The organism is Cupriavidus sp. 05T41 (assembly GCF_056396525.1).
Genome location: NZ_JBFTLQ010000026.1, coordinates 1 through 15,985 on the forward strand (window position 1 = coordinate 1; position 15,985 = coordinate 15,985).

Sequence of the window (15,985 nt, forward strand, 5' to 3'; positions counted from 1 at the left end):
GTCCCCTCGATCTACCGCAAGCAGACCCCCACCCTGCGCGACAAGTACAACTTCACCGACGAAGAAGTCGAGTTCTTCGACCTGCATATCGTCTCCGACGAAATCCACGGCGAGCGCGGCTACCAKATCGTGCTCGAACACGCCGACACGCCCGAGCTCCAGCAGCGCTGCCTGAAGATCTGCGAGATCGGCGCACAGATGCGCCTGCTCTATACCACCGCCCTMTATCACGACTACGTCGCGCAGGAAATCCCGCTGCCMGAACTCGAACTCGCCGCTTGAGGCCAGCAGGGTAAGGCAGGGCGGCCAGGACACKGCTKCATTGGCATCGACGGCMCCGCGCGGGGCCTGACCGGACGAAAGGCTTGTACATCATGGCAGTAGCAAAGACAGACGAATTCGCCAACCACATCAATGGCGAATGGACCAAKAGCGCCAGCGGGCGAACCTTCGACAACGTCAACCCGGCGGACACGGGCGATATCGTCGGCCGGTTCCAGGCCTCGACGGCGGACGACGCCCAGGCCGCGGTAGCCGCGGCCGCGGCGGCGTTCGAGGCGTGGAAGAAGACCCCGATCACCAAGCGCGCCAAGATCCTCAATGGCGCGGCCGATTACCTGGAAGCGCACGCCGACCAGATCGCCGAGGAACTTACGCGCGAGGAAGGCAAGGCGCTCAACCTGAGCAAGGACGAAATCCTGCGCTCGGCGCAGACCATCCGCTTCTATGCCGTGGAAGGGCAGTCGTTCTCGGGCGAGACCTATCCGCAGGACGATCCGGACATGCTGGTCTACAGCCAGCGCGAGCCACTCGGCGTGGTGACGGTGATCTCGCCGTGGAACTTCCCGGTCTCGATCCCCGCGCGCAAGATCGCGCCAGCACTGATCGCCGGTAACACGGTGGTATTCAAGCCCTCGTCGGACGCACCGCTGAGCGGCTACCGGCTGGCGCAGGCGTTTATCGAGGCCGGCCTCCCGAAGGGTGTGCTCAACTTCATCACCGGCMGCGCCGGCGACGTGGGCGCTGCCATCACCGAAGCGCCGGCAGTGCGCGCGATTTCCTTCACGGGATCCACGGCGGCGGGGCAGCATATCCATCGCTCGGTGTCGCTKAGCACGCGCACGCAGATGGAACTCGGCGGCAAGAACCCGCTGATCGTGATKGAAGACGCCGACCTGGACCGCGCGGTGGACCTCACCATCAAGGGCGGCTTCTCGCTKAGCGGCCAGGCCTGCACCGGCACCAGCCGCGTGCTGGTGATGGCATCGGTCAAGGCCGCCTATACCGAGAAGCTGCTGGCCAAGGTCAGGACGCTCAAGATCGGCAGCGGCATGACCCCGGGCATGGACGTCGGCCCGCTGGCCACGCGCAAGCAGCTCGAGACCGTGCTGGGCTATGTCGAGACCGGCAAGGCCGAGGCCACGCACCTGTGCGGCGGCGAGCGCCTGAGCGGCGGCGAATATGACAAGGGCTTCTACGTCGCGCCGGCCATCTTCACCGACGTCACCCAGCAGATGCGCATCGCCCGCGAGGAAATCTTCGGCCCGGTGATCGCCATCATCGAGGTGAGCAGCTACGCGGACGCCATCGCCAAGGCCAACGACACCGAGTACGGCCTGTCCGCCGCCATCGTGACCAGCAATCCGCGCTATGCGCACGATTTCGCCAACGACATCCAGTCGGGCACCGTCAAGATCAACCGCACCACCACCGGCAACCTGATCAATGCGCCGTTCGGCGGGCTCAAGCAGTCCAGCACCTCCACCTTCCGCGAGTCGGGCCGGGCGGGGCTGGAGTTCTATACGCAGATCAAGACCGTGTACCGCGGTTGCTGAGGCATTGCCGAGACAGCAGCGGACCAAATCCATCAAGAAAGAAAGCAGGAGCAGGACATGAGAAAAGCCATCAAGCTGGAACTGAAGGAAGCCCGTCACATGGTGGCGGCCGCGATCCGCAAGTCGGAGGAAATCGGCGTGCTGGAATCGATCTGCGTGGTCGACGACGGCGGTTACCCGCTGGCGCTCGAGCGCATGGACGGCGCCCGCATCACCGGTCCGCAGATCGCCTGGAACAAGGCCTTCACCGCCGCCGGCCACAAGCGCTCCACCCACCTGTTCAACCAGGCGCCCAACGGCCCCGCGCTGCCGGGCAATGAAGCCTTCGGCATCCAGTGGAGCTTCGAGGGCAAGTTCGCGGTGTTCGTGGGCGGCTTCCCGATCGTGGTCAACGGCGAGGTGATCGGCGGCATCGGCCTGAGCGGCGGCAACGGCGAGCAGGACACCGCATGCGGCGTGGCCGCCTTGCAGGCGCTGCAGGAACTGCTGGCCGGCGACGACCTCAAGGTGCTGGTCGAAGCCGACATCAAGAAGTAACCAAGAAGAAGGGCGCGCGTGCCGCGCGCCTTCGCCTTTCACGCATTGCCGAGTCAGCCATGTCTTACCGTATCCATCTCATCGAATCCCAGCAATCGTTCGAAGTCGGCGCCGACGAATCGGTGCTCGACGGCGCCTTGCGCGCCAACGTGCAAATGGCCCACGACTGCCGCTTCGGCGGTTGCGCCACGTGCCGCGTCAGGCTGGTGGAAGGCACGGTGGCCTATGAGGAATACCCCATGAGCCTGACGCCGGAAGAAGAGGGCGAAGGTTTCGCGCTGGCCTGCCAGGCGCGGCCCACCAGCGACCTCGTGATCAGCACCGCGCGCCCCGGCGAGCCTTGCGCAGAACCGGCGCGGCACACCGCGGTGATCCGCAGGATCGAGCCGCTGTGCGCCGACGTGGTGCACCTGACGCTGGAACTGCCGCAGGCCGAGGCCCTTGATTACCGTCCGGGCCAGTACCTGAAGATCTTCACCGGCGACGGCGTGGCGCGCAGCTTCTCGATGGCATCGGTACCCAGGGACCGCACCGTGGACCTGCACGTGCGCCGCATCCCAGGCGGCTACTTCACCGAACGCCTGCTGTCCGGCCTGCGCTCCGACGACCATCTCGACGTGGAACTGCCGCTGGGCGGCTTCTACTTCCGCAAGGACGACTATCGCCCGCTGGTGATGGTGGCCACGGGCACCGGCCTGGCGCCGATCAAGAGCATTCTCGAATCGCTGATGGACGACCCGGACTGCCCGCCCGTGTCGCTCTACTGGGGCATGCGCACCGAGGCCGATCTCTACCTGCACGAAGAGATCCAGCAATGGGGCGCGCGCCTGTACGACTTCCAGTACGTGCCGGTGTTGTCGCGTGCCGGCGAGGGCTGGAGCGGGCGCCGCGGCCACGTGCAGCACGCGGTGGCCGAGGACTTGCCCGATCTCTCGGAACACGCCATCTACCTGTGCGGCTCGCCGGACATGATCCGCGATGCGCGCGAGACCTTCATGGGCCTGGGCGCCAGCGGCGCGCACATCTACGCGGACAGCTTCACCTTCCAGCGCACCTGACATGGACCATTCCGACGGCAGCCTCGGCGCGCGCCATTCGCCGCTGTTCGCGCAGGTGACGGACACCCTGCGCCAGCGCATCGTGGGCGGCGTCTACCGGCAGGGCGACCGGCTGGTGGAGCACGCGCTGTCGGAGGAACTCGGTGTGTCGCGCGTGCCGGTGCGCGAGGCGTTGCGCGCGCTGGCGACCGAAGGGCTGGTGCGCATCGAGCCGCGCCGCGGCGCCTCGGTGGCGCGCCTGTCGGAGCATATGGCCCGCGAGATGGTGGAAGTGCGCGCCACGCTGGAGGGTCTCAATGCCAAGCTGGCCGCGCAGCGGCGCGATCCGCACCTGGTGACGGAGTTGCAGGAAGTACTGCGCCAGGGCGCCGCGGCAGCGCGCGGCGCAGAAGAAGAGCGCCTGCTGGAGCTCAATTTCCGCTTTCACGAAGTGCTGGKCACCATTGCCGCCAACAGTGTGCTGCAGGACATGATGCGCTCGCTGCGCGAGCGTACCGGGCTGGTGTTCGCGCCGGCCCACCGCCTGCGCGCGCAGCAGAACTGGGACGAGCACGCGCAGATCCTGCAGGCGGTCATCGCCGGCGATGCCGACCTCGCCGCGCTGCTGGCCACGCGCCACGTCTACAGCGCGGCGGACGCCGCCACGCCGGTCACGCCTGCCGCGTGGATCAAGGGATGAACAGCTTGTCGATATAGCACCATCGCCACGACTCGCCCGGCTCGAAGGAGCGGACTACCGGATGCTGGGTGGCGAGGAAATGGCGCGAGGCATGCTGGTTGGGCGAGTCGTCGCAGCAGCCCACGTGGCCGCAGCACAGGCAGATACGCAGGTGCACCCATTCGTCGCCGCTGCGCAGGCACTCCTCGCAGCCATTGGAGCTGGGCGTGACGGAATGGCTTAGCGCGAGGTGCGGACACACCGTTGTCATTGCGGAACTCCATCTTTGGCGCTGGCAGCGCGTTGTCACGCCCGCGCCACGCACGGCACATGCGGCCTGCAGTCGGTTCTTCATTGTAGGCGCCGMCACCGCGAAGGAAAGCGCGGCGCGCCTTCGCGCGCGGACCACGCTTCGCCTAGACTCTACGGGTGGGCGCAGCCGTGCCGCTCGCCGCGGCCCCATGCGCGTGAGGGCGCCATCGTGCGTCCGCCGTTTTCCCGACAGGAGGAGAGTGCTCATGACCTGCAAGATTCAGGTGGTCTTCTACAGCATGTACGGACACGTCTACAAAATGGCAGAGGCCGTGGCGGCCGGTGCGCGCGAGGTGGCKGGCGCGGAGGTGGCGCTGCTCCAGGTCCCGGAACTGGTGCCCGACGCCGTGCTGGAAAAGAGCGGTGCCAAGGCCGCTCGCGCAGCGTTTGCCCATGTGCCGATGGCTGACCCCGACAAGCTGGCCGATGCCGACGCGATCCTGTTCGGCACGCCGACCCGCTTCGGCAACATGTGCGCGCAGATGCGCAATTTCCTGGATCAGACCGGCGGCCTGTGGATGAGCGGCAAACTGGTGGGGAAAGTGGGGAGTGTCTTTACCAGCACGGCTACCCAGCACGGCGGACAGGAAACCACGATCACGAGCTTCCACACCACGCTGCTGCACCAGGGCATGGTGATCGTTGGCGTACCTTATGCCGAGGCGCGGCTGCTCGACATGAGCCAGATCACCGGTGGCACGCCGTACGGCGCCTCCACCCTGACCGCCGCGGATGGCTCGCGCCAGCCCAGCGAGAACGAGCTGGCCATTGCTCGCTACCAGGGGCGCCACGTCGCCGGCATCGCCGCGAAGCTGGCCGGGCAATGACCCGCCATCGGCGAAGCCGATGAGTCCGGGGCGATAGCCGCACGGCAGCCACAACGCCCGGGGGCGCATTCACTGCGCCGCCGGTGATCCCGGCTTGCTGCCCGCCAGCACCGTGGCCACGCGCGCGCGCAATCGCGGCAGCAGGTCTTGCGCGAACCAGGGATTGTGCTTGAACCAGCCCTGGTTGCGCGGCGACGGGTGGGGCAGGGGCAGGCAGTGCTGCAATTCGCGCGGCAAATCGCCCGCTCCGCGCGCCGCGAAGTTCGCCACCGTGGCGGTGACGCCATCGCGCGCGCCGGCGCCCAGGAAGCGCCGCTGTGCATATTGGCCCACCAGCAGCGTCAGCTCGATCTGCGGCAGGCACGCCAGCAGCGCATCCATCCATAGCGGAGCGCATTCCTTGCGCGGCGGCAGGTCGCCGCTGGCGCCGCGCCCCGGATAGCACATACCCATCGGGATGATGGCGAGGCGCGCCGGATCGTAGAACACGGTCTTGTCGACCCCCATCCAATCGCGCAGCCGGTCGCCGCTCGGATCGTCCCACGGGATGCCGCTGGCATGCACCCGCGTGCCCGGTGCCTGGCCGACGATCAGGATGCGCGCCGTGGGGGCAGCCTGGACCACCGGGCGCGGGCCCAGCGGAAGGTGGTCGGCGCAGACGCGGCAGGCGCGGACTCTGGACAGCAAGGTGTCGAGATCGGTTTGCGGCGCGGCGGCCGGCAAAATGGTGAGGCGAGGGGATGCCATACAGCCAGGCAGATMGGAAGCAAGAAGGATGGAAGGATAACGCTTCTCGTGGCGAGACAGCCAAACCGGGGCCGGCGAAGGGAATGGCTTGCGGCCCTCTCTCGCGGGCGCGATCACCGCATCAGAAGCGGTGGCGCATTCCGACCCCGAAGCTGTCGCCATGCGACTGGTCGCTCAGCTTGTCGTAGAAATAGGCCACATAGACATCGGTGCGCCTGGACAGGTTGTAGTCATAGGCGACGCCGGCGGTGTTGCGCCTGAAATCCGCCACGTCGTTCCTGGTCTTGTCGTAGGCATACGAGACCAGCACGCTGCCCGCGCCGAGCGGAACCGATGCGCCGACCTGGCCATTGGTGTGCTTGATGTCGCCGGTGGCGTTGCTGACATTGCTCTTGATGTACTGGCCCTGCGCGAACAGCTTGACCACCTTGAAGTCGTAGCTCACGCCGACCTGCACCGCGTTCTGCTTGTCGAAGCCGGCCAGTGCCGCGGGCGAGGTGACGTCGCCGGGGACGCTGTTGAACTTGACCTGCTGGAAGGCCACGGTGGCGCCGAAGTTGCCGTTGAAGTAGAGCACGTTGCCGCCCCACTTGTTCTTGCCGTTGCTGCCGGCCTGCTCGCCGAAGGCGTAGATCGCATTGACAGTGAGACCGCTGAAGTTCGGCGTGGAATACACCAGCGAATTGCTCCAGCCCGAGTCGCCGATGATGCCCGGGTCGTAGACGCGGCCGTTGCTGGCGGAGAAATAGGTGTGGAAGATCGACGGCGCGAAACTATAAGAGTCGACCAGCGGGTTGAACAGGATCGTGGAGAGGAAATAGGGCGTGGTGTTGCGCCCGAGCTTGAGGGTGCCGGCCGCGGTGCTCTGCAGGCCGACGAAGGCGTTGCGGGTAAACAGCGCGTCGCCGTCGAAGCGGCCTTGCTTGCCGGCGTCGGGGCGGAAGAAGCCGTTGAGGTCGAAGATCGCCTTGAGGCCGCTGCCCAGGTCCTCGGCGCCGCGCACGCCCCAGTACGAGGTCTGCATGCCGCCGCTGTTGACGCCGTAGGCACGCTCGCCGCCGCCGGCCTTGCTGCTGCCGACAAAGGCGTGGTTCAGCGCGGTGGAGGCTACGTGCAGTTGCTCGGCGGCCTTGCGGATCGAGCCGTGGCGGGCCACCGCGTCGAGGTAGAGATACAGGCGAGGCGGGTGGAGCATGGCGTGGGCGCCCGGGCGCTGGTGAGATCGATGCGCTCCCACCAGCAAGGATCGTGCGCGCTCGCATGAAGCACTATCCCGGCAGGGCGACCTCGCGGCGCCCCGTGTGCTCAGGGCACGACCGACAGGAACAGGTAGGCCGCCAGCAGCACCAGGTGCACCACKCCTTGCAGCATCGTGGTGCGTCCGGAATGCAGCGTCAGGGTGCTCACAAGCAAGGTCAGKGCCAGCAGCACGGTTTCCGTCGGCCCCAGGCCCAGCGTGAGCGGCTTGCCGACCACGATGAAGACCGCGGCCAYGGTGGGGATGGTCAGCCCGATGCTGGCCAGCGCGGAGCCCAGCGCCAGGTTCATGCTGGTCTGCAGGCGGTCGGCGCGCGCGGCGCGCAGCGCTGCCAGGCCTTCCGGCAGTAGTACCAGCGCGGCGATCACGATACCCACCACCGCCGGCGGCGCGCCGGCGCCCGCTACCGCTGCTTCCACCGTCGGCGAGAGCAGCTTGGCCAGCCCGACCACCGCCACCAGGCAGACCAGCAGCATGCCGCCKCTGGCCAGTGCAATGCGCGTGGGCGGGGGCGGAGCGTGCACGCTCTCGTCCGAGTTGCCGGGCACGAGGAAGTAGTCGCGGTGACGCACGGTCTGCACGAAGACGAAGCTGCCGTAGAGCACCAGCGAGGCAATGCCCGCGAACGCCAGTTGCGATTGCGACAGCATCGGCCCTTGCACGGCGCTGGTGTAGTTGGGGAGCACCATGGTGAGCCCCGCCAGCGCGGCCAGCACGGCCAGCGCGGCGGTGGCGCCGGGGGCCTGGAAGGCCTGCTCGCGATGGCGCAGGCCGCCCACCAGCAGGCACAGGCCGACGATGCCGTTGCACACCAGCATGGCCGCGGCAAACACGGTGTCACGCGCCAGGCCGGATTTTTCCGGGCCGGATGACAGCATCACCGAGACGATCAGCGCCACCTCGATCACCGTTACCGCGATGGCCAGCACCAGCGTGCCGAACGGCTCGCCGACCTTGTGCGCCACCACCTCGGCATGGTGGACGGCGGCAAACACCGAGCCGGCCAGGGCTACGGCGGCCAGCAGCAGAAGTATTGCCTGGCCTGGCAAGGCCATGCCCGCGGCCAGGATGCCCCAGGCCGACAGCGGCAGCCAGAGGGTCCAGGCAGGCAGTTTCGTCGAAGTCAAAGTCATCCGTTCTCCCGTTCTTTCTGATGGTTCTATTGGTGGTTCTGATGGTCTTGCGATCGGTGTGCGATCGGTGCGCGACAGAAATTGTGATGAATGTGCCGCAAGTCGCTGCGCCCGATAGTGCACCCGCGGCGCGCTTCCTGGCCGTCGCCACCATTGCGTCCTATTGTGGTTMAGCCTGCGATCGCCGCGCGCCACCAGGCTGCGTGGCGCAGATAAGGCAGTCGGACGGGCGGTTCGGTTCCCGAGAATTCGAATGTATTCGATGGAATTGGCGGTGGATTTGCCGGAATTGCGGTCGTTTTGGCGAATTTTTCGATGCGTCGGGGCTTGGGGGGGACGGCGCGGCCGAGCGCCGCCCGCGCCCGATGCATGGCACGGAGGCTATGCAGTCACCCGGACGGGCCTCGCCCCGTCCCATCACCGGTCCGGCGCAGGCTGGGCCAAAGCGTTTCCACCATGGAGCACACTCATGCAAAAGTACGKATCGGCGAAATGGCAGGGCGGCATCAAGGACGGGCAGGGCAGCATCTCCGCCCAGAGCGGCGTGCTCAAGGACGCACCCTACGGCTTCAAGGCCCGCTTCGAGGGCGGTCCTGGCACCAATCCCGAGGAACTGATCGGGGCGGCCCATGCGGGGTGCTTCTCCATGGCGCTCTCCCTCATCCTCGGCGAGGCCAAGATGGTCGCCGAGAAGATCGAGACCAAGGCCACGGTCACCCTGGACAAGGACGGTGCCGGTTTCACCATTACCGCGGTGCAACTGGACGTKACCGTGCGCGTGCCGGGCGCCKACAAGGCGGCCGTGGAGGGCTGCCTGCAGGCGGCCAAGGCAGGCTGTCCGGTATCGAAGGTGCTCAAGGCGGAAATCAGCATGAACGCCACGGTGGAGACCTGAGCGTGCCAGCCGCGCGGCGCCGGGAGATTCCGCCCCGGCACGCCGGCATCAACTCTCCGGGCATGCCCTGCCTGGCTTCCTATAATGAAATTTCCCTGTCGGACCCCGTCGCGTCGGGGCTTGGCAGTGTGTGCGTTCGCCGGACGGAACGCGTCTCCTATATCCAGACCTATCAAAGATAAGGCAGACATCATGCATAGCAGTGAAGCAGTCCTGACCCAGGCCCGGGCAGCCATTGCCCACGTGCCGTTTCACAGCCATCCCATCCATCCCACCATCCACCTGCGCCTGAGCGACGGCGCGCTGATCCTCGAAGGCGAAGTCCCTGATATTGTCGACAAGTCCCGCGTGGCGACCATGGTGCGCCGCGTCGACGGCGTCCCCGAGGTGATCGACCACCTGCGCATCGCGGCCGAGGGCACGCCGGTGGGCGACGGGGAACTACGCAACTCGATCTGTGTGCGCTTGCTGCAGGCCATCGATTTCCGCAATTGCCGCATCTGCGCACATACCAAGGGCCGGATGGAGCCGGTGCGCGAAGCAGTGGGCGAATCCAGCGGCGAGATCGCCATCGAAGTCAACGACGGCGTGGTGACGTTACGGGGCCACGTKATCAGCCTGTCGCACATGCGCCTGGCCGGCGTGCTGGCATGGTGGTCGCGCGGCTGCCGCTGCGTGATCAACGAGCTGGTGGTGGCGCCGGCCGAGGACGACCGCGACGACGAAGTCACCGAGGCGCTGCGCCTGGTGCTGGAGACGGATCAGTTTGTCGATGCCGACCGCATCCGCGTGCAGACCACCAACCGGGTCGTGACGCTCGAGGGCTATGCCACCAGCGATGCTGCCCGGCGCCAGGCTGAACGCGACGCCTGGTATTTGTACGGGGTGGAGGATGTGGTCAACCGTATCGTCCTGAGCAACTAGCAACTAGCAACTAGCAACCAGCAACCAGCAACCAGCAACCAGCAACCAGCAACCAGCAACCAGCACCGGACACTGGCGGCCGGCGTAGCACTCGCGTGCTACGCCCCGCCCGTGGCGCGCGGCATGTCTTCCACGCGCCAGTAGCGCCGCTGCGCCCGCAGCGCAAAGCGTGCCCGGTAGTTCGACATCGACATCCCCGTGGCCCGCTGGAACAGCCGGCGGAACGCTGCCGCATCGCTGTAGCCGCAGGCTTCGGCCACCGCCTGCGAGCCGTGCAGCGTCACCTCGAGCAAGGTCTTGGCGCGCTCCACGCGCAGCGTATGCAGGTAGTCCAGCGGGGTCATGCCGCTGACCTGGCGGAAGTGCCGCAGCAAGGTGCGCTCGCTCACCGCGGCTGCCTCGGCCACCTGTGCCAGCCGGTAAGGCGCGTCCACGTTGGCCTGCAACCAGCGCATGGCGCGGTAGACCGGGCTGTCGGCGGTACGGCTCATCCAGCGCTGGGACACCAGCTCCGGCGTCAGCTGCTGGCGCTCGGCCTGGTACAGCAGCAGCCGCGAGCACGCCTGCGCGAGGTCGGGGTCGTGCAGGTGGCMCAGCACGCGCAGCATGAACTCCGTCTGCAGCGCCGGCGCCACGCAGCCAAACACGCGCTGGTGCACGCTCATGGGTTCGCTGGCGGAGAAATCGCAGCGCGCGTAGCGCCTGGCCATCCAGCCATGGAACGGCCACGGCGCGCCCATGCGCGCACCGTCCAGCAGGCCGAGCTCGGCGGGGAAGGCGATGCCGCACTCCCCGGCRGCAATCCATCCGCCCGCCTGCGCGTGCCGCTCCAGCAGCCGCAGCGCCGGTCCCGCGCCGCTGACGATTTCTTCGAGGTGCAGCGCATTGCGCGCATGCATGCCAGGTACCACCACCAGCGCGTTGCCATCTTCCGTCCGGCGCCGGCGCCGTGCCGGCTCGAGCCCCAGCGCCGGCAACGGCAGCGCACGGCCCGAGGGACCGACGATCGTCCAGCTCAGGCGAGGCTCCGCATCGGGGCGCTGCAGGCGGGCCACGCCGGCCKCGGTGCGCAKCACGTCGAGCGCGCCGAACAGCATGCCGGGCTTGGCTTGCGGCAGCCATAGCAGGCGCACGTGCAGCGGCGCGGCGCTGCTCACGGGGCTGGCGGTGCTGCCGGCCGGGACGGCCGAAGCGGGTGCGGGGGAGGGTGTCATGGCGGGATCGGCATTCCAAATGGCGGGATTGATCCTACCTTGCCGCGCGCGCAAGGGCTAGCATCGTCGCTCGGCCGGCAACCCGCCCGCCGCCACAACAACGATGCAAACAGGAGACTTCATGCAGCCATCCCTGCGCCGACTCACCCATGCCGCCGCCGCCGTGCTCGCGCTGGCCCTTGGCTCCGCCGGCAGCGCCCGCGCGGCCGACCAGCAACTGCTGGACGGCGCCCGCGCGGCAGAGCCCGCGGTGATCCAGTCGCTCAAGGACATGGTGTCGATCGAGTCAGGCAGCGCCAACGCCGCCGGCCTGGCGCAGATGGCCAGCTTCACCGAAGGCCGCCTCAAGGCACTGGGCGCCACCACCGAGCGCATTGCCGTCACGCGCGGTCCGGGCACCATGGTCAAGGGCACCTTCACCGGCAACGGCCGGCGCCGCATCATGCTGATCGCGCATATGGATACGGTCTACGGGCCCAATACGCTTGCTACCCAGCCGATCAGGCAAGACGGCAACCGCCTGTACGGTCCCGGCATTGCCGACGACAAGGGCGGCATCGCCGTGATCCTGCATTCGCTGGCGCTGCTCAAGGCGGCCGGCTGGCAGGACTATGCGCAGATCACCGTGCTGTTCAATCCCGACGAGGAAGTGGGATCGCCGRGCTCGGGCGACACCATCGCCAGACTGGCCGAACAGCATGACGTGGTGCTTTCCTGCGAGCCCTCGGCCGGGTCCGTGGTCATGAAGGGCCAGCCGCTGCTGCTGGCCTCGGCCGGCGTCGCCACTGCGACGCTCGACGTCAAGGGCCGCGCCGCGCATGCCGGCGCCGCGCCGGAGCTGGGCCGCAACGCGCTCTATGAACTCTCCTACCAGATGCTGCAGACGCGCGACGTGGCCAGGGACGTGCCCGGCGCCGCCCTGGTCTGGACCCGCGCCAGCGCCAACGGCCCCCTCAACCAGATCACCGAGAAGGCCGAAGCCGTGGGCGACGTGCGCCTGACGCAGCCCGGCGCGMTGGAAAAGCTGCAGACCGCGCTGCAGGCCAAGCTGGCCTCCGGCAAGCTCATCCCGGACACGGAAACCACGCTCAGCCTCACGCCGGGCCACCCGCCCTACGTGGCGGACCAGCGCAGCCGCGCGCTGGCGGCACGTGCGCAGGGTATCTACAAGGAGATCGAGCGCGAGCTGACGCTGGTGCCGCAGACCGGCGGCGGCACCGATGCGGGCTACGCCGCCCGCTCGGGCAAGCCCACGGTGCTGGAGAGCTTTGGCCTGGCGGGCTTTGGCTATCACGCGCGCGATGAATATATCGAGATCGACTCGATCGTGCCGCGTCTCTACCTGATGTCCCGCATCTTGCAGGAGATCGGCCGCAACTKATGTGATGCTGTTCGTCTGGGGCATGGTCAGCTTTGCCGTGGTGCCCGCCACCCAGGCGCGCGTGCCCGACAAGGGCACGCGCGCAATGGCCTGACGCGCGCCTGCGGCGCAGCGCGACCCTGCGCGCGCTGCCAGTCTCGCTGTACGATATGCGCAGCCGCTTGCGCCGGTCCTGGCCGGCGAGCGATCCAACGCAACGCTTGCCCACGGCCACGCATGGACTACGCGCATATCCTCCAACGCATCCACCGCGATATCGCGCCCCTGCTCGGCCAGGGCCGGGTGGCGGACTATATCCCCGAGCTGGCCAACGTATCCGCCGGGCATTTCGGCATGGCCCTGGTCTTCGCAGACGGCCGCAGCCATTGCGTGGGCGACGCCGCCGTGCCGTTTTCCATCCAGAGCATCTCCAAGCTGTTCGCCTGCACGCTGGCCTTCCAGCTGCTCGGCGAAGACCTCTGGCAGCGCGTAGGGCGCGAGCCCTCAGGCAACGCCTTCAATTCGYTGGTTCAGCTCGAGTACGAGCAAGGCCTGCCGCGCAATCCCTTCATCAACGCCGGCGCCCTGGTGGTGACGGATGTCTTGTGCAGCCGCTTCGTACAGGCCGAGACCGCACTGGTTCAGTTCCTGCGCCGCCTCAGCGGCAATCCCGCGATCGACTACGACACGCGCGTGGCGCAGTCCGAAGCCGGCCACGCCGAGCGCAACCGCGCCATGGCCTACTTCATGAAGAGCTTCGGCCGGCTCGAGATGCCGGTCGACAAGGTCATCGAGGCCTACTGCCGGCAATGCGCCATCGCCATGAGCTGCGAAGACCTCGCCCGTGCCGCGCTGTTCCTCGCCCACGGCGGGGTGGTGCCATGGAGCGGCGAGCGCATCCTCGGTGCCAGTCCCACCAAGCGGCTCTCGGCCCTGATGCTGACCTGCGGTACCTACGATGCTGCCGGCGATTTCGTCTACCGCGTCGGCCTGCCCGCCAAGAGCGGCGTCGGCGGCGGCATTGTTGCTGTCCTGCCACACCGTTGGGCTGTTTGTGTGTGGTCGCCGGGCCTGGACCACAGCGGCAACTCGCTGGCCGGGGTGCAGGCGCTGGAATGGCTGACAACGCTCAGCGGGCACTCTATCTTTTGATACGATGGCGGATAGATCCCTGCGTCGGCCCGTGGATGATGCGCAAGCGTCACCGGTCGCGCGCCGCGCCGGGATCGCCCCTATAAGAACGGAGACAGTCATGCCATATGAGATTGCCTGGAAGAAGCGTGTGTTCGAGACACACGAGGTGCAGGTGCTGGTGCGCGCCAAGACGCCCAGCGCATGGGACTACACGGTGCGCGTGTGCCGGCCCGGCACCAATATCCGGGCCGCGAGCACCCTGGTGGAATCAGCGAAACCCGCCGAGCAGTATTCCACGCCCGAGGCGGCGGAGGCCGCGGGGTTCGTGCACGGAAAGGAGATGGCAGAGCGCCTGCCTTAGCATCCGGCGGGTCAGGAACACGTGTGTTCCGCCATGCAGGTCGTCACGCTGTAGACGACCTCGCGGTCCGCGGAGCACTGCGTCGCCGGCGTGCGTCTGCGCGCGGATCGGAAAGGTTCATGCCTGGCCGCGCCGGTAGACCGCCAGCACGCCCGCCAGGGCGATCAGCGTCGCACCCGAGACGCGGTTCAGCCAGCGCATGCCGCTTTCCCGGAAGGCGTGCATCACGCGCGCCCCAAGGATGGCGTAGACCAGCATCGCCAGCAGGTTCAGCAGGGCGAGCACCGCCATGATCAGCGCGTACTGCGGCAGCAGCGGGGCGCCGGTGTCGATGAACTGCGGCAGGAAGGCGGACATGAACAGCAGGGCCTTGGGATTGGTTGCCGCCACCAGGAAGCAGCGCGTGAACAGTTCGCGGGCGGGAGCGCTTTCGCGCGCGCCGCGGATGCCAAGCTCGCCGGCGTCGGCCGGGACGGCGCCAACCCTGGCGCGCAACAGCTTCCATCCCACATAGGCCAGGTAGGCGGCGCCGATCCACTTGAGCGCGCGGAAGGCGACCTCCGAGGCGGCAATCACCGCCCCCAGGCCGGCCGCGGCGGTGGCCACCAGCAGCATGTCGGCGCAGACCGCGCCGGCCATGCCCCAGCAGGCCGCGCGCACGCCGAAGCGCGAGCCGTTGCTCAGTGCCAGCAGGACGGTGGGCCCGGGCGTGGCGATAGTGACGGCAGAGGCCAGCAGGAACAGGAGCAGCGTTGAGTGCGTCATKGCGGTTTCCGAAAGATGCCGAAGGGCGCKAATGCGAGGCGAATGCGGTGCGTATGCGGCAGGGTGCGAACTGGCGCCAGCCATTCTAGCGCCAGCGCATGCCGCTGCTATTTCTCCGCCATCCAGCGCGCCACGGCCTGCACGACCTGCGGCTCGATGCCGTTGAAGCCGTGGTAAGCCATGGCCTCGCAGGGATCGCCCACATTGTTGCCGCCGTCGAACTTGATCAGGCCGGCCTTGGGCGTCTTGGCCAGCTTGTCCATCAGGCCCTGTACGTCGGYGAACGGGCAGAGCTTGCAGCCGTCCTGCTCGTGGTGGACGACCAGCACCGGCATCTTGAGCTTGTCAAGCTCCATGGCGGGCACGGGGCGGCCGCGCTMTTCGCGCAGGATGGTGGACGTGAGCACGATGCCGTCGGGGCCGCCGCCGTCCGCCAGCCGGATAGCGATGGCAGCGACGGATTGCGTGCCGCGGCTGGTGCCGACCAGCCAGACCGGCACGTTGGCGTGGTTGCGCATCCAGGCGATCACGGCCCTGGCGTCCTGCGCGTGCTCGGCGCTCTGCCGGAAGCCGTTGAGGAAGGGCGGCACCAGGTGGTCGCTCGGCGCGTCGACCACGGCCACGGCGAGGCCGTTGTCCACGAACAGTTGCCGCGCGCGCACCAGGAAGTTGTTGGCGCCCCAGCCGAAACTGCCGCCGGGCGCGATGCGCAGGCCGCCGTGGCCGCCCGCGTAGAGGATGACTGCCGCCCTGGGCTGCGCGGGCGCGAGGTAGAGCAGGCGCTGCGTGATGCCGGGCCTGGTGGGGATGTCGACCACCTCGGGCGCGCTTTGCGCGTGCGCCGGCCGGACGGCCAGCCAAAGCGCGGCGAGCACCAAGGCGGACAGTAGCGCGGCGGCGTGCAGGCGGGCGAGTCCGGACGCTGGGCGATTCGGCATGGTTGTCTCCGTGGGTGGCAAGGCCCGGC

Annotated in this window: 17 protein-coding genes and 1 pseudogene; 11 read left to right on the forward strand and 7 right to left on the reverse strand. The window is 67.9% G+C overall.

Features of this window, described 5'->3' with window-relative positions; translation table 11 throughout:
• From AC1DKV_RS16675 to AC1DKV_RS16695, 5 genes are all read left to right on the forward strand, one after another.
• Window positions 1-282: iron-containing redox enzyme family protein (locus AC1DKV_RS16675; RefSeq protein ID WP_477137632.1), on the forward strand; the 282-nt coding region annotated here is incomplete at its 5' end.
• Between the two features lie 92 nt (window positions 283-374).
• A complete protein-coding gene (locus tag AC1DKV_RS16680; RefSeq protein ID WP_477137633.1) occupies window positions 375-1,835 on the forward strand; it encodes an aldehyde dehydrogenase family protein in 1,461 nt (486 codons plus the stop codon).
• A gap of 57 nt (window positions 1,836-1,892) precedes the next feature.
• A complete protein-coding gene (locus AC1DKV_RS16685) occupies window positions 1,893-2,372 on the forward strand; it encodes a GlcG/HbpS family heme-binding protein (protein WP_441618940.1) in 480 nt (159 codons plus the stop codon).
• A 59-nt stretch (window positions 2,373-2,431) separates the two neighbouring features.
• Entirely contained in the window at window positions 2,432-3,430 is a 999-nt protein-coding gene (locus AC1DKV_RS16690) for a 2Fe-2S iron-sulfur cluster-binding protein (protein WP_441618942.1), read from the forward strand.
• A gap of 1 nt (window position 3,431) precedes the next feature.
• Window positions 3,432-4,109: a GntR family transcriptional regulator gene (locus AC1DKV_RS16695; protein WP_477137634.1), complete on the forward strand. Its 678-nt coding sequence runs from the start codon at window positions 3,432-3,434 to the stop codon at window positions 4,107-4,109.
• Here AC1DKV_RS16695 and AC1DKV_RS16700 read toward each other — a convergent pair.
• A complete protein-coding gene (locus AC1DKV_RS16700) occupies window positions 4,099-4,359 on the reverse strand; it encodes a UBP-type zinc finger domain-containing protein (protein ID WP_441618946.1) in 261 nt (86 codons plus the stop codon). The two genes, AC1DKV_RS16695 and AC1DKV_RS16700, sit on opposite strands and share 11 nt — an antisense overlap.
• 247 nt (window positions 4,360-4,606) lie before the next feature.
• Between AC1DKV_RS16700 and wrbA the strand changes: the two genes are divergently transcribed.
• A complete protein-coding gene (gene wrbA / locus AC1DKV_RS16705; RefSeq protein ID WP_441618948.1) occupies window positions 4,607-5,227 on the forward strand; it encodes an NAD(P)H:quinone oxidoreductase in 621 nt (206 codons plus the stop codon).
• A 69-nt stretch (window positions 5,228-5,296) separates the two neighbouring features.
• On the opposite strand, the gene AC1DKV_RS16710 is transcribed toward wrbA, so the two are convergent.
• The 3 genes from AC1DKV_RS16710 to AC1DKV_RS16720 all read right to left on the reverse strand — a co-directional run bounded on the left by AC1DKV_RS16710 (window position 5,297) and on the right by AC1DKV_RS16720 (window position 8,365).
• The gene (locus AC1DKV_RS16710) at window positions 5,297-5,974 is read right to left on the reverse strand and encodes a uracil-DNA glycosylase family protein (protein WP_441649815.1); all 678 of its coding nucleotides are present in this window, start codon (window positions 5,972-5,974) and stop codon (window positions 5,297-5,299) included.
• A gap of 121 nt (window positions 5,975-6,095) precedes the next feature.
• Window positions 6,096-7,169, reverse strand: a complete 1,074-nt coding sequence (locus AC1DKV_RS16715) for a porin (RefSeq protein WP_441618952.1) — start codon at window positions 7,167-7,169, stop codon at window positions 6,096-6,098.
• Window positions 7,170-7,279: 110 nt separating this feature from the next.
• The gene (locus tag AC1DKV_RS16720; RefSeq protein WP_477137635.1) at window positions 7,280-8,365 is read right to left on the reverse strand and encodes a calcium:cation antiporter; all 1,086 of its coding nucleotides are present in this window, start codon (window positions 8,363-8,365) and stop codon (window positions 7,280-7,282) included.
• A 469-nt stretch (window positions 8,366-8,834) separates the two neighbouring features.
• Here AC1DKV_RS16720 and AC1DKV_RS16725 point away from each other — a divergent pair, with 469 nt between their 5' ends.
• Together AC1DKV_RS16725 and AC1DKV_RS16730 are read left to right on the forward strand one after the other, a co-directional pair.
• Window positions 8,835-9,260 carry an OsmC family protein gene (locus AC1DKV_RS16725; RefSeq protein WP_477137636.1) on the forward strand — a complete coding sequence of 142 codons (426 nt, stop codon included), beginning with the start codon at window positions 8,835-8,837 and terminating at the stop codon, window positions 9,258-9,260.
• Window positions 9,261-9,452: 192 nt separating this feature from the next.
• On the forward strand, window positions 9,453-10,184 hold the full coding sequence (locus AC1DKV_RS16730; RefSeq protein WP_441618958.1) for a BON domain-containing protein: 732 nt from the start codon (window positions 9,453-9,455) through the stop codon (window positions 10,182-10,184).
• Between the two features lie 98 nt (window positions 10,185-10,282).
• Here AC1DKV_RS16730 and AC1DKV_RS16735 read toward each other — a convergent pair whose 3' ends face one another.
• Window positions 10,283-11,398 (reverse strand): GlxA family transcriptional regulator, encoded by a 1,116-nt coding sequence (locus AC1DKV_RS16735; protein ID WP_477137637.1) that lies wholly within the window; start codon window positions 11,396-11,398, stop codon window positions 10,283-10,285.
• A gap of 121 nt (window positions 11,399-11,519) precedes the next feature.
• On the opposite strand from AC1DKV_RS16735, the pseudogene AC1DKV_RS16740 reads away from it, so the two are divergent.
• The 3 genes and pseudogenes from AC1DKV_RS16740 to AC1DKV_RS16750 all read left to right on the forward strand — a co-directional run.
• A pseudogene (locus AC1DKV_RS16740) lies at window positions 11,520-12,776 on the forward strand (glutamate carboxypeptidase); the annotation flags it as partial.
• Between the two features lie 219 nt (window positions 12,777-12,995).
• Window positions 12,996-13,910, forward strand: coding sequence for a glutaminase (locus tag AC1DKV_RS16745; protein WP_441618964.1), 915 nt, complete (start codon window positions 12,996-12,998; stop codon window positions 13,908-13,910).
• A 100-nt stretch (window positions 13,911-14,010) separates the two neighbouring features.
• Window positions 14,011-14,253: a hypothetical protein gene (locus tag AC1DKV_RS16750; protein WP_441618966.1), complete on the forward strand. Its 243-nt coding sequence runs from the start codon at window positions 14,011-14,013 to the stop codon at window positions 14,251-14,253.
• Between the two features lie 117 nt (window positions 14,254-14,370).
• Here the strand turns inward: AC1DKV_RS16750 and AC1DKV_RS16755 are convergent, their stop codons facing one another.
• Together AC1DKV_RS16755 and AC1DKV_RS16760 are read right to left on the reverse strand one after the other, a co-directional pair.
• Window positions 14,371-15,018 (reverse strand): LysE family translocator, encoded by a 648-nt coding sequence (locus AC1DKV_RS16755; protein WP_441618968.1) that lies wholly within the window; start codon window positions 15,016-15,018, stop codon window positions 14,371-14,373.
• A 107-nt stretch (window positions 15,019-15,125) separates the two neighbouring features.
• Window positions 15,126-15,956, reverse strand: coding sequence for an alpha/beta hydrolase (locus tag AC1DKV_RS16760; protein WP_477137638.1), 831 nt, complete (start codon window positions 15,954-15,956; stop codon window positions 15,126-15,128).
• Window positions 15,957-15,985: the final 29 nt, after the last annotated feature.